At 44.3% G+C, this 12221-nt stretch carries 15 protein-coding genes; 2 read left to right on the top strand and 13 right to left on the bottom strand.

Features of this window, described 5'->3' with window-relative positions; translation table 11 throughout:
* Nucleotides 1–378: 378 nt before the first annotated feature.
* On the bottom strand, nt 379–1662 hold the full coding sequence (locus ICN21_RS00760) for a porin (RefSeq protein WP_216176011.1): 1284 nt from the start codon (nt 1660–1662) through the stop codon (nt 379–381).
* Between the two features lie 207 nt (nt 1663–1869).
* Here ICN21_RS00760 and ICN21_RS00755 point away from each other — a divergent pair, with 207 nt between their 5' ends.
* Nucleotides 1870–3363 (top strand): tetratricopeptide repeat protein, encoded by a 1494-nt coding sequence (locus tag ICN21_RS00755; protein WP_216176009.1) that lies wholly within the window; start codon nt 1870–1872, stop codon nt 3361–3363.
* On the opposite strand, the gene tatC is transcribed toward ICN21_RS00755, so the two are convergent.
* From tatC to hisB, 10 genes are read right to left on the bottom strand one after another with little or no spacing between them, the layout of a single operon-like run.
* On the bottom strand, nt 3339–4133 hold the full coding sequence (tatC, locus tag ICN21_RS00750; RefSeq protein ID WP_216176007.1) for a twin-arginine translocase subunit TatC: 795 nt from the start codon (nt 4131–4133) through the stop codon (nt 3339–3341). The two genes, ICN21_RS00755 and tatC, sit on opposite strands and share 25 nt — an antisense overlap.
* 13 nt (nt 4134–4146) lie before the next feature.
* The gene (gene tatB / locus ICN21_RS00745; RefSeq protein ID WP_216176005.1) at nt 4147–4623 is read right to left on the bottom strand and encodes a Sec-independent protein translocase protein TatB; all 477 of its coding nucleotides are present in this window, start codon (nt 4621–4623) and stop codon (nt 4147–4149) included.
* 60 nt (nt 4624–4683) lie between these two features.
* Nucleotides 4684–4905 carry a Sec-independent protein translocase subunit TatA gene (tatA, locus tag ICN21_RS00740; protein ID WP_215296145.1) on the bottom strand — a complete coding sequence of 74 codons (222 nt, stop codon included), beginning with the start codon at nt 4903–4905 and terminating at the stop codon, nt 4684–4686.
* 38 nt (nt 4906–4943) lie between these two features.
* Entirely contained in the window at nt 4944–5300 is a 357-nt protein-coding gene (locus ICN21_RS00735; RefSeq protein ID WP_215319496.1) for a histidine triad nucleotide-binding protein, read from the bottom strand.
* A 16-nt stretch (nt 5301–5316) separates the two neighbouring features.
* Nucleotides 5317–5718, bottom strand: a complete 402-nt coding sequence (locus tag ICN21_RS00730; protein WP_216123505.1) for a phosphoribosyl-ATP diphosphatase — start codon at nt 5716–5718, stop codon at nt 5317–5319.
* 31 nt (nt 5719–5749) lie between these two features.
* Nucleotides 5750–6172, bottom strand: a complete 423-nt coding sequence (gene hisI, locus ICN21_RS00725) for a phosphoribosyl-AMP cyclohydrolase (protein WP_216861616.1) — start codon at nt 6170–6172, stop codon at nt 5750–5752.
* 25 nt (nt 6173–6197) lie between these two features.
* Nucleotides 6198–6956, bottom strand: coding sequence for an imidazole glycerol phosphate synthase subunit HisF (hisF, locus tag ICN21_RS00720; protein WP_216176003.1), 759 nt, complete (start codon nt 6954–6956; stop codon nt 6198–6200).
* Nucleotides 6956–7717, bottom strand: coding sequence for a 1-(5-phosphoribosyl)-5-[(5-phosphoribosylamino)methylideneamino]imidazole-4-carboxamide isomerase (gene hisA / locus ICN21_RS00715; protein WP_216176001.1), 762 nt, complete (start codon nt 7715–7717; stop codon nt 6956–6958). The genes hisF and hisA overlap by 1 nt, the downstream gene beginning before the upstream one ends.
* A 21-nt stretch (nt 7718–7738) precedes the next feature.
* Nucleotides 7739–8395, bottom strand: coding sequence for an imidazole glycerol phosphate synthase subunit HisH (hisH, locus tag ICN21_RS00710; protein ID WP_216175999.1), 657 nt, complete (start codon nt 8393–8395; stop codon nt 7739–7741).
* 50 nt (nt 8396–8445) lie between these two features.
* The gene (gene hisB, locus ICN21_RS00705) at nt 8446–9033 is read right to left on the bottom strand and encodes an imidazoleglycerol-phosphate dehydratase HisB (protein WP_215296139.1); all 588 of its coding nucleotides are present in this window, start codon (nt 9031–9033) and stop codon (nt 8446–8448) included.
* Nucleotides 9034–9149: 116 nt separating this feature from the next.
* Here hisB and hisC point away from each other — a divergent pair, with 116 nt between their 5' ends.
* Entirely contained in the window at nt 9150–10217 is a 1068-nt protein-coding gene (hisC, locus tag ICN21_RS00700; RefSeq protein WP_216175997.1) for a histidinol-phosphate transaminase, read from the top strand.
* An 8-nt stretch (nt 10218–10225) separates the two neighbouring features.
* On the opposite strand, the gene hisD is transcribed toward hisC, so the two are convergent.
* Both hisD and hisG read right to left on the bottom strand, forming a co-directional pair.
* Entirely contained in the window at nt 10226–11548 is a 1323-nt protein-coding gene (hisD, locus tag ICN21_RS00695) for a histidinol dehydrogenase (protein ID WP_216175996.1), read from the bottom strand.
* A 16-nt stretch (nt 11549–11564) separates the two neighbouring features.
* The gene (hisG, locus tag ICN21_RS00690) at nt 11565–12191 is read right to left on the bottom strand and encodes an ATP phosphoribosyltransferase (RefSeq protein ID WP_216123498.1); all 627 of its coding nucleotides are present in this window, start codon (nt 12189–12191) and stop codon (nt 11565–11567) included.
* Nucleotides 12192–12221: the final 30 nt, after the last annotated feature.

Below are 12221 nucleotides of genomic sequence, written 5' to 3'. Positions count from 1 at the left end.
TAATACGCCACTCTTTACTAAAAATCTTGAGGCTCTATATCTAAAAATGCATGAGCGTTATCAACAGAATCTAGAACCAGACCATATATCTATCGACTAAGCAGTGTTTTGGTGTGGTTAGATGTATCTAAAAGGTATCTCAACTTGTTTAAATACATTGCGGATACAGCCTTTATAAGATTGCATTCAATGATTTCTGCATGGCTATTACGTTTTAGTCTCAGCATTAAAATAAGTCTATCCGTTCAGCATAAGCACTTTAAAAGATATCTCACTCTAACTATATCGATAAATTTATCCCATTAAAAAACCCACCATGTTTCCATGGTGGGTTGATTAATGCCTAACTAATTTTTACTAGCTTACGCTAGCACTAAATTAGAAAGTATGACGAATACCAGCTGCATAGTTATTACCACTGATACCAATACCAGCGCCAGTAATTGTATTTGCTGCTTGGCCATTAGATGACTGGTTGAATGTACCTGCCGCTACGTAAAGATTAGTACGCTTGCTCAAGTAGTAATCGACACCAACCTGTGCAGTTCTAAAGTTATTCTTAGGAGTGCTTTGGCCGTAGTAAGCAGCATTTCCCATACCAGCTGTTGCATAAGCAGAAATCACAGGAGTTAACTGACTCTTAACACCAATTTGCTGTGCAGTACGTGAAGTGCTGTATGAGCCATCAAAAATACTAGTTGCCTTACGGTTTACATACTGCAAATATGCTTTCAGGATACCAAAGTCATAGGTTGCGGCAGCATAGCTTTGATTGTCAACCATATTGTTACCAAAGCTGTTAGATGTACCAGCGGCATAGGTACTTGCAGCAGCAGTTGCTGTAGCTGAACCACTGTTATTTTGAGCCTTGAATTGCTGGTAAGCGGCTACAACTTGCAATTTATTCCATATATAGTCAGCACCAACGCCAACTAAAACAGCATTATTTACACCACCCCCATTGGCTGTATATACAACTGCACTTGTGTCTGTTTGATTGCTGTTAGTGAATGCATAAGAAGCTTGCAATTGAATGCCAGCCATACGCTCAGACTTAACAAACAACATGTTTGATGCACGAGTTGTGTACGCACCAGTTGAAGCATTTAAACTTTGGTTGCTTACTGCGCCAGCAAAACCACCTTGACCAACGTTGTTCAAAGCACCTGTGGAGCTTTGTGGGGATGTAGCATAAACCGCATTACCAACTAAGTTATTGTTACCAGCTGCATCGGTTGCTGCTTGTAAATTAAATACTGGTGTGTATTGAGTACCGATAGAAGCTTCGCCCAAACCTGCTTTGCCTAAACCAGCAAAGGACTGGCGGTTAACGGTACCAAGTTCAGTACCGGAGTTAGGGGCCATGCCCAACTCAACAGTGAAGAATGCCTTTGCACCACCACCTAAATCTTCGGTTCCCTTAAAACCTAAACGACTAGTACTTTCAGCGCTCTGTCCCATACCAGAAAATTGGGATTTTTGAATTGGGCTACCAGTTGAACCAAGGTTAGGTGTCAATGTGCTGGCAGCTGATGCAGTGCCGTTGTAGCCACCACCGATATAACCAACATCCAAGATACCGTAAACGGTTACGCTGGACTGAGCTTGTGCTGCTGTTGAAAGCGCACCGATTGCTGCAAGTGCTAATAGCGATTTTTTCATTCTTTAAATCTCCATAAATTGAAATTAATGCCCTTAAAAGCAGGGACTCTTCTATTTTGCTATTTTTGCCTTTCTAAAATGGGAGGAAGGGTATTTAGGTGTTATTTTTGCTTGTCAAAAGGCAGTTTTTTGGTTTTCTTCGTTGTATGAGGACAACAATAACCTTAATTTCTGTCTTTCTAAGGTCATGAATGCCAAAATTGTCATATGGCAAGCCGTGAATTCTTAAAAATCCTTCAATCTGCACGAATAGGTGATGTATCCGCACAACAAAGAGTGGCCTCTGCTTATCTCACTGGGGCATTTAAAACCCCAATCCAACCGGCTAATGCCTTGATTTGGCTAGAGAAATCGTATTTATCCATTCAAAATCAGGTCTTTAGTCAACTAAACCCAAGTCATGGCGAAATATTAGAGCTAGACGGCTCTGCTCCAGAGATTTTGAAGATCTTGGAGCAAATCTTAGAAGTTCCATTAGAGGAGACTATTAATTCGCCAGCATTTTCCTTTGGTTGGAAATTATTCTGGAAATTGGCCAATTCAAATCTTTCAGCAAGCTATGCGGCCCAATGGCAGCTTGCTGAACTTTTACTAAATCCTAACAAAAGGGGGTCGCAATCAGAGTTGGCTATTTGGCTTTCAAAAAAAAATGATGGGGATGATTTTCTTTCTCTGCAAAAAAAAGCAAAAGAATTTCTCTTAAATCTGGCGGATTCCGAGACGCCATTCACAAAGAGTGCAAAAGCGCTGTTGATTACACTTCAACCCAAAAATGAAGGAATCACCTATCTTTGGAATTCTTGGGTATTAGAAAGAAATGAGGGGGCGCTAATAGAAGCTGCAGAACTTGGCCTAACGATTGCCAAACTCACGCTTGGTTTACGGCTAGCACAATTAGACAAGGATCTTGATAGCAAAACGACTTCTTCCGGAAAGCCTGGCAACAAGTCGAATGCCTCCCTAAAAAAAGCAGCTTATTGGTTAGGGCTAGCTGCCAATGATGGTGATCGTGATGCTTGGTTTGCATTAGGCGAGATTTATCGTCGCCCACAGTTTTCTGGATACAACGCTACTGAGAGTAATCGCTGCTTTGATCGAGCTGCAGATTTGGGTCATGCACAAGCCCAATTTAGGAGAGGTGCAAATTTATGGCGTAAGCGAGAAAAAATTGATGATGGTGTTCGAGGGCTGCAAGCCTCTTACTGGATATGGCAGGCGCACCAGCAAGGCGCACCTGGGGCAAAGGAATTGCTTGGGAAAATTTTAGAAAACGTAGCTGATCCTAAGATGAATAGTTGGTTTAAATTGGCCACATTTGCTGAATCCGCCTTGAATCACCACCAGGAACAAAAATTGGTACAAGAGTGGGCACTACTATGCCATCGAGTCATTCTCGCAAATCAATTTAACTTGAGTAAGGCGGAAATGTTGTTGTGCGATGTCAACCAACTACAACGAGAGCATTGTGTAGTTGTGGATATTCGATATGAGTTACCAAAAATTTTGCCTAGATTGATTCAAATTGATACAACCCAACAGCGTCGCTCCCTTTTAGCGGCAGGCAAAATATTTGCAGATATCAAATTAGATCAAGAAGGTAATCTGCGACAAAGACGCTACCGCTTTGATCGTGTAGCTTTTTGGCTTGAAAACACTTTTTCTAAGAACGCTTATTATCAAACCGACTCAGAAGTTGTTTGATTAACTACATCGGCTTGGTCATCTAAGGATTTTGGGATATAGAAACGTGCAATTAATAAGCCCAACTCATAAAGTAGGGTCATAGGCACCGCCAGCAATAACTGGGAAAGAACATCTGGCGGAGTCACTACTGCAGAGATAACAAATGCGCCAACAATCACGTAGGGTCGAATCTCTTTTAATTTTGCCAAAGAGACTATGCCCATTCGAACTAAAACGACAACTACTACCGGAACTTCAAAGGTAATACCAAACGCTAAGAAAGTGTTCATAGCAAAACCAAGGTACTTATCGATATCAGTAGACATCTCTGCGCCTAACGGTGCGTTATAGCTAGCCATAAAATTAAACACAGTCGGAAATACCAAAAAATAGGCAAATGCCATACCAAAGATAAATAGGCTGTAGCTACTCACGACCAATGGAACAACCAACTTGCGCTCATGTTGATATAGGCCAGGAGCAATAAAAGCCCATAGTTGATAAATCACTATCGGCAAGGCAATGATGAAAGCCACCAACATCGTGACCTTCATAGGCACAAAGAAAGAGCCCGTTACATCCGTCACAATCATCTTTCCGCCCGCAGGTAATGAATCAAGCAGCGGCTGCGAAAAAAGATGAAAAATATCTGGCGCCCAATAAACCAAGCAAACAAACACCACAATAATCGCTAATGCAGACTTGATGACGCGATCACGCAGTTCAAATAAATGCGATAGAAAAGATTCTTGCAAGCCTGAATCTTCGGTAGAGTTATTTTCTGTCATGCCAATCTAATTTTTATTTGCCAGCACTATGATGAAAGCGCTTCATTCTTGCGGCACCCGATTGCACACGAGTTCGTACGCCAGCCGAACGTTTAAACCAAATAGGCCTTGCTGCGCGCCTAACGCCCCAGCTATTGCGACCCTGCCGCTTAGTCTTATCTAAAACAGCTCTTTCATCAAGAGGCAACTTATCAAAATTGGTTTCAAAAATATCAGCCTGATCTGTGAGATTTGCGTTTGCTTCGCTAGCTACCGAGCTAATACTGTTTTCAACTTCTTTTAAGGCAGATGCACTTTCTTCGCGGAACTTTTTAAATTCCTCAACTTCCATCTGCCGATTTACTTCGGATTTAAGGTCTGCCATATAACGTTGCGCACGACCAAATAAATTACCAGCCATACGAGCTACTTTTGGCAAGCGCTCTGGACCAACCACCACCAGAGCTACAACTGCAATCAGCGCAAGTTTTGAAACCCCTAAATCAATCATCTTAGGGGGCTAAATGAGGACCGCACGATTTCTCTTTGCGCTATGAACAAATGATGTGAATTATTTATTAAGGTCTTTGGCCTGCACATCCACAGTTTTTTCTGTTGATGCAGCAGCTTGCTGGATTTGCTCCTTAGGCTCATCAGATGGCTTCATGCCGTCCTTAAATCCCTTAACAGCACCGCCCAAATCTTGACCGATATTGCGCAATTTCTTGGTACCAAATACCAACATTACGATGACCAAAACAATTAACCAATGCCAAATGCTAAATGAACCCATCTCTAATCTCCTTGGAATTCCTAAACTTGTTCTTTATCTTACTTTTTCCAGGGACGCGGACCGCCCATCACATGCAAGTGCAAGTGATAAACCTCCTGCCCACCATCTGCCCCGTTATTGACCATCAATCTAAAGCCGCCATCCCTTCCAGGTCGGCAACCCTGCTCTTTGGCAAGACGAGGTGCTAATTCCATCATTCTACCTAGCAAAGGGGCATCGATGCCTTCCGCCAGCTCCAACATAGGGATATGTTTCTTCGGAATCATTAAAAAATGTACTGGAGCAGCAGGATTAATATCCTTAAAGGCATAGATCTCTTCATCCTCATACACCTTTTGGGACGGAATCAAGCCCTGAGAAATCTTACAAAATAGGCAATTAGGATCGTGGCTCATCTTTTCCTATTCATCCTTATTCCTTGTTCGCTGCTTTTCTGGCGGCTTTTTCTTCAATTCCTGAGGTACCCAGGCGACGATCAAGCTCAGCAATCACGTCTTCAGGGCGCAAATTGAACTGGGACAGCGCAATTAAACAGTGAAACCAAAGATCCGCCATCTCCCCAACCAAGAGCTTTTGCTGTTCAGCCGCTAGATTTGAACTGCGCGCATCTTTGGCAGCCATGACCGCCTCGGTTGCTTCCTCGCCAATCTTTTTGAGGATGCCGTCATCACCCTTTGAAAAAAGCAGGGCGGTATAAGAGGTTTTTGGGTCAGCATTGCCAGCCTTAAACGCATCCCGACGTTGATCCACCACATCAGCCAAATGGGCTAATGCAGAATCTAAATTAGAAGGTTTATTTACTGAGCTACTCATAGCTTCATTTTATGTCTTTTATGAAAGACTTTTATTTTGGCTTGGACTCGTCCAACCAAGTCAAATTACCTGAGTCCCACTGCTGGAAAAAACAGCTGTGCTCACCGGTATGACAAGCAATTCCGTCTTTTTGCTCAACAATGAGCAAAATCGTGTCCCCATCACAATCCAAGCGAATTTCTCTCACCTTCTGGGTGTGGCCAGATTCTTCGCCCTTGTGCCAAAGTTTTTGACGTGAGCGCGTCCAGTAGACCGCCTCGCCTAAACGTAAAGTGGCCAACAAGGCATCTCGATTCATCCAGGCCATCATCAGGATATCTTTACTACCAAACTCTTGCGCAATCACTGGAACCAAGCCTTGCTCATTCCAAGCGACGGCATCGAGCCAGGGCCCTGCTTGAATAGATTCAATTGGAGTAAAGATACTCTGGGATTTGTTATGGAGTTCGCTCATATATAAACTTTACCGTGAATCTGATTTAAATACGAACCGGAATTCCCTGAGCAGCCATATACTCTTTTGCCTGACCAACGGTGTACTCGCCATAGTGAAAAATACTTGCGGCCAAGACAGCGTCTGCATGACCTTGGGTAATACCATCGACTAAATGCTGCAAATTGCCCACGCCGCCAGAAGCAATTACTGGAACGGAGACGGCATCGCTTACTGCAGCAGTGAGGGCCAAGTCAAAGCCATCTTTACTACCATCGCGGTTCATACTCGTCAGGAGAATTTCTCCAGCACCGCGTTTGGCAACTTCAATAGCCCATGCCACCACATCGATTCCAGTCGCAGTTCTGCCGCCATGCGTAAACACTTCCCAATTTCCTGCCTCAGTTTGTTTGGCATCAATTGCAACGACGATACATTGAGAGCCGTAATAGGCTGCCGCATCTGACACCAAATCTGGATTGCCGATGGCAGAAGAATTGATGCTCACTTTATCAGCACCAGCATTAAGTAAGCGACGCACATCAGCCACTGCACGCACACCGCCACCAACAGTAAGCGGAATAAATACTTGTGATGCGACATCTTCAATAATATGCAGGATCAGATCACGCCCATCGGACGTCGCGGTAATGTCTAAGAAAGTTAACTCATCAGCGCCTTGTGTGTCGTAACGCTTGGCGATTTCAACAGGATCACCTGCATCACGCAAACCAACAAAGTTCACCCCTTTAACAACGCGCCCTGCTGTGACATCCAAACAAGGAATAATTCTTTTGGTTAACACTAGACAATATTCTTTTTATATTTAAGTGTTAACTCATCAGCATATTTTTGAGCAGCTGCTAGATCAAGGTCACCAGCATAAATAGAGCGCCCAGCAATCACGCCCATCACACCCTCTTCTTCGGCTTTACATAGCGCCTCAATATCTTTGTTATTAGAGAGGCCGCCACTAGCAATCACCGGAATACGGATTGCTTGAGCCAACTTCATCGTGGCCTCAATGTTAACGCCTTGGAGCATGCCATCGCGACCAATGTCGGTATAGATAATGGCTTCTACACCCCAATCTTCAAACTTCTTAGCAAGATCAATTACTTCATGGCCGGTAATCTTGCTCCAACCATCAGTGGCTACTTTGCCATCGCGAGCGTCAAGCCCTACCATCACCTGTCCAGGAAATGCTGTGCAAGCATCCTGCACAAAGCCGGGATTTTTTACTGCAGCGGTACCAATAATCACCGTGCTAATACCATCGTCCAATAAACGTTCAATCGTTTCCAGATCCCGAATACCACCACCAAGTTGAACCGGAATTTCATCTCCAACTGCTTTCAAAATCGATTTGATAGCGGACTCATTTTTGAGTTTTCCAGCAAACGCGCCATTCAGATCAACTAAGTGCAACCGTCGCGCGCCTTTGCTAATCCAATGCGCAGCCATAGCCCCTGGATCTTCAGAAAATACCGTGGCTTTGTCCATATCACCTTGTTCCAGTCGAACGCAGTGGCCGTCTTTAAGATCAATTGCAGGGATGAGCAGCATAGTGAAACGTTAATAAATTAATTAAGGTTGCCAAGAAAGAAAATTTTGATAAAGCTTTAACCCGTATTCTGCACTTTTTTCCGGATGAAATTGCGTTGCAAAAATATTATCTCTTGCAACCGCAGATGTAAACCAATCGCCGTATTCAGTAGATCCAGCAGAATCTTCTTTACGTTGCGGCACAACATAGTAGCTATGCACAAAGTAAAAACTCGTTAAATCCGGAATTCCCTCCCAAATGGGATGCTGGCGGTCTTGACGGACTTGATTCCAGCCCATGTGGGGCACTTTGTAAGCTGAGCCGTCGGCTTGCTTTTTACCGCTTAAATCAAAGCGACGCACTTCCCCGGGAATGAGCCCTAAACAAGGCATCCATTGCTCATTAGTCCGAACTTCTGCACTTTTATCAAAGAGCATTTGCTCGCCTACACAAACCCCTAACAATGGCTTGTTTTTGGCAGCCTCTAGCAATGCTTCGAGGAGACCAGACTCCTCAAGATGCTTCATGCAATCAGGCATGGCGCCTTGTCCAGGTAACACTACGCGATCGGCAGTACGAATTTCTTCTGGCTTGCGAGCAATCAATACCTTGTCATCAGGCGCTACATGATGGCATGCCTGATATACGGAACGAAGGTTACCCATTCCGTAATCAACGATCACAATAGTTTGCGCCAAAATTTAGCCTATCTTTGCTGTTATCTAACGGGCAACTAGAAGTATCTAGATTAGAGACTACCTTTGGTTGAGGGAACCGAACCAGAGGCGCGTGGATCAATTGCTAAAGCCATCCGAAGCGCACGCCCAAAGGCTTTAAAGACCGTCTCAATCTGGTGGTGCGCGTTGATACCGCGCAAATTATCAATGTGCAAAGTCACTCCCGCATGGTTTACAAAACCACGAAAGAACTCGATGCTCAGATCAACATCAAAATCACCAACCCGCGCACGGGTAAATGGGACATTAAATTCCAGGCCTGGGCGCCCAGAAAAATCGACCACTACGCGAGAAAGGGTTTCATCCAAAGGAACATAGGAGTGGCCATAACGGGTAATACCTGCCTTATCGCCCACTGCCTTTGCAAAAGCTTGGCCCAATGTAATTCCCACATCCTCAACGGTGTGATGATCATCAATATGGGTATCGCCCTGTGCGACTACTTTCAAGTCAATCATGCCGTGACGGGCAATCTGATCGAGCATATGGTCTAAGAAAGGGACGCCTGAAGCTAGTTCGGCCTTCCCAGTACCATCTAAATTGATGGAAATTTGAATTTTGGTTTCTGAAGTGTTTCGGGTAACGTCGGCTTGCCGCATGCTTCATTGCGCCGCGAGGCGAAGTGTTGATTGAAGCCTCATAATATCATTCCTAGACGATATATAAATGCTGAAATTACTTCACTTTCTTTCTGATTTTTGACCTGAGTACCCTCATGAGCCGTTTTTGGAGTCCCGTTGTTCAAACTTTAACCCCCTATGTTCCTGGGGAGCAACCGCAAATGCAGCGGCTGGTAAAGCTCAATACGAACGAGAGCCCTTATGGTCCATCACCAAAAGTGTTGGCAGCAATCAATAGTCAAACGAACGATGACTTACGCCTCTACCCAGATCCAGAAGGTGCAGCCCTAAAACAAGCTATTGCCAAATTGCATGGCCTAAATCCAAACCAAGTATTTTTAGGAAACGGTTCGGATGAGGTTCTAGCCCACGTTTTTGTGGGTTTATTGAAGCAAAACAAACCGGTACATTTTCCAGATATTACTTATAGCTTCTATCCGGTTTACTGCAAGCTCTTTGGCATCGAATATCAAACGATTCCACTAGGAAACGATTTTGAAATCAATACTAGCGATTTCAGCAAACCCAATGGTGGCGTTATTTTCCCCAATCCCAATGCCCCCACTGGCAGATCTATTACTAGGTCAGAGATTGAAAAACTACTCGCGAAGAATAAAGACTCTGTAGTAGTGATTGATGAAGCCTACGTAGATTACGGAACAGAGTCCTGCATTCCACTATTGCGTGGTATTAGTTGCCCAGAAAATCTTTTGGTGGTGCACACGCTTTCTAAATCTAGGGCTCTTGCGGGCTTGCGGGTTGGCTTTGCTCTTGGTCACCCCACCTTGATTGAAGGCTTAGAGCGGGTAAAAAATAGTTTTAACTCTTATCCATTAGGGCGCCTTGCTCAAGCAGGTGCCATTGCAGCCATTGAGGATCAAGCGCACTTAGAAGCAACCAGTGCAAAAGTGATTCAGACACGTACAAAATTAGTTGAGCAATTACATGCTTTAGGTTTTGATACCTTGCCATCAACCGCAAACTTTATTTTTACTCGTCACCCAAAACATTCTGGCGCAAAAATGTATCAAGCCTTAAGAGATCGCGGCATCATCGTGCGTCATTTCAAATCTGCGCGTATTGAAGAATTCTTGCGCATTACGATTGGTACAGACGAACAAAGCGGCGAACTCATCGCCGCTTTAAAAGAAATACTTTCTTAACTTCGTTATTATTTGTTCAAACGCATCTCAGCCGCACGTGCGTGAGCTTGCAAGCCCTCGCCGTGGGCCAGGGTGCTAGCTACCGCACCCAAGGTTTGTGCGCCCGCCTCACTAACCTCAATCATGCTTGAGCGCTTAATGAAGTCATACACACCCAATGGTGACGAAAAGCGGGCAGTGCGCGCAGTAGGCAAGACATGGTTAGGACCAGCACAGTAATCGCCAAGTGACTCGCTAGTGTAATTACCCATGAAGATGGCGCCAGCATGACGAATCTGTTCAGCCCACTTACGCGGATCTACAGCACAAATCTCTAAGTGCTCAGCAGCGATTTCATTGGCAATATCGCAAGCCTCATTCATATCTTTAACTTGAATCAGAAGGGCACGATTGGTTAAAGAAGTCTCAATCACTTTTGCTCTTGGCATCTCAGGAAGTAATTTATTGATGCTTACCTGCACTTGCTCAATAAATGCTGCATCAGGGGATAGCAAAATGGATTGCGCTTGCTCATCATGCTCTGCTTGAGAAAACAAATCCATTGCAACCCAATCTGGATTACTAGAGCCATCGCATAAAACCAAAATCTCTGAAGGCCCAGCAATCATATCGATGCCAACCGTACCAAATACTCTGCGCTTAGCAGCAGCAACATAGGCATTGCCTGGACCAACAATCTTGTCTACGGATGGAATACTCTTTGTACCAAAGGCTAAAGCACCAACTGCTTGAGCACCACCAATGGTGAAGACGCGATCTACGTCAGCCAAATAAGCTGCAGCCAACACTAAAGGGTTGCGCGCGCCATCAGGAGTTGGCACCACCATGATGACTTCAGTAACACCAGCTACTTTTGCAGGAATCGCATTCATTAAAACAGATGATGGATACGCAGCTTTGCCACCAGGCACATAAATACCAACACGATCTAAGGCCGTCACTTTCTGACCAAGACGGGTGCCATCAGCTTCTTCATATTCCCAAGAGTGGCAGCCTGCTTCAATCTTTTGTTTCTCGTGATACGCACGCACTCGTTTAGCAGCAATGTCCAGAGCATTCTTTTGCTCAGCAGGTAAGGAGTTGTAGGCTTGCTCCAAATCTTTACGAGGAATTTCTAATTCGGAAACATGAGAAACATTTAAGCGATCAAATTGCTTAGTAAAACTGAGAACTGCTTCATCGCCCTGCTCTTTAACAACTGATAAGATTTTGACAACAGCAGCATCAATTGCCTCGTCATCAGCCATGGGCAAAGAAAGACTAGAGAGCAGTGTTTCTTTGAAACCCGCATCTTTACTATTGAGACGCTTAACCTTGACCTGTGAAGACATTGAATGTGTTTTTAGCTTATTTCAACAAATCAAAAATAGGTTGTAGCTGAGTGCGCTTTCGTTTGTACGAAGCTTGATTCACCACTAAACGTGCACTGATATCAGCAATAGGCTCAACCTCAACTAGGCCGTTGGCTTTAAGCGTATTGCCTGTCGAGACTAAGTCCACAATAGCATCAGCCAAGCCTACCAAGGGAGCAAGCTCCATCGAGCCGTAAAGATGAATCGTATCAATATGAACACCTTTATTAGCAAAGTGATCACGCGCGCAATTGACATACTTCGTTGCCACTTTTAAACGAGAGCCTTGCTTTACTGCTGCTGCGTAGTCAAAGCCTTCACGAACTGCAACTGACATACGGCACTTGGCAATATTTAAATCAAAAGGCACATATAAACCATCTGTACCTTTTTCCATCAAGACATCTAAACCTGCGACACCAAAATCAGCGCCACCAAATTGCACGTAAGTCGGCACATCTGAAGCACGCACAATAATCAAACGCACATCAGGGTTAGATGTCTCAATAATGAGTTTGCGAGACTTCTCAGGATCCTCTTTTGGCACAATGCCAACCTTAGACAGGATCTCAGCAGTCTCTTCGAAGATACGCCCTTTAGAGAGGGCTAAAGTCAATTTCATGACTTAATTATCACTCAGTTATGCCGCTGA

Source organism: Polynucleobacter sp. AP-Feld-500C-C5, from assembly GCF_018882265.1.
GTDB lineage: Bacteria > Pseudomonadota > Gammaproteobacteria > Burkholderiales > Burkholderiaceae > Polynucleobacter.
The sequence above is the reverse complement of the archived record's forward strand: the minus strand, read 5'-3'. Positions and strand labels throughout refer to the sequence as shown.

Bases quoted from the DNA above. Each gene is read 5' to 3' on its own strand.
- ICN21_RS00760 (WP_216176011.1), bottom strand. From the start codon at position 1,662: ATGAAAAAATCGCTATTAGCACTTGCAGCAATCGGTGCGCTTTCAACA.
- ICN21_RS00755 (WP_216176009.1), top strand. From the start codon at position 1,870: ATGGCAAGCCGTGAATTCTTAAAAATCCTTCAATCTGCACGAATAGGT.
- tatC (WP_216176007.1), bottom strand. From the start codon at position 4,133: ATGACAGAAAATAACTCTACCGAAGATTCAGGCTTGCAAGAATCTTTT.
- tatB (WP_216176005.1), bottom strand. From the start codon at position 4,623: ATGATTGATTTAGGGGTTTCAAAACTTGCGCTGATTGCAGTTGTAGCT.
- tatA (WP_215296145.1), bottom strand. From the start codon at position 4,905: ATGGGTTCATTTAGCATTTGGCATTGGTTAATTGTTTTGGTCATCGTA.
- ICN21_RS00735 (WP_215319496.1), bottom strand. From the start codon at position 5,300: ATGAGCCACGATCCTAATTGCCTATTTTGTAAGATTTCTCAGGGCTTG.
- ICN21_RS00730 (WP_216123505.1), bottom strand. From the start codon at position 5,718: ATGAGTAGCTCAGTAAATAAACCTTCTAATTTAGATTCTGCATTAGCC.
- hisI (WP_216861616.1), bottom strand. From the start codon at position 6,172: ATGAGCGAACTCCATAACAAATCCCAGAGTATCTTTACTCCAATTGAA.
- hisA (WP_216176001.1), bottom strand. From the start codon at position 7,717: ATGCTGCTCATCCCTGCAATTGATCTTAAAGACGGCCACTGCGTTCGA.
- hisB (WP_215296139.1), bottom strand. From the start codon at position 9,033: ATGCGGCAAGCCGACGTTACCCGAAACACTTCAGAAACCAAAATTCAA.
- hisC (WP_216175997.1), top strand. From the start codon at position 9,150: ATGAGCCGTTTTTGGAGTCCCGTTGTTCAAACTTTAACCCCCTATGTT.
- hisD (WP_216175996.1), bottom strand. From the start codon at position 11,548: ATGTCTTCACAGGTCAAGGTTAAGCGTCTCAATAGTAAAGATGCGGGT.
- hisG (WP_216123498.1), bottom strand. From the start codon at position 12,191: ATGAAATTGACTTTAGCCCTCTCTAAAGGGCGTATCTTCGAAGAGACT.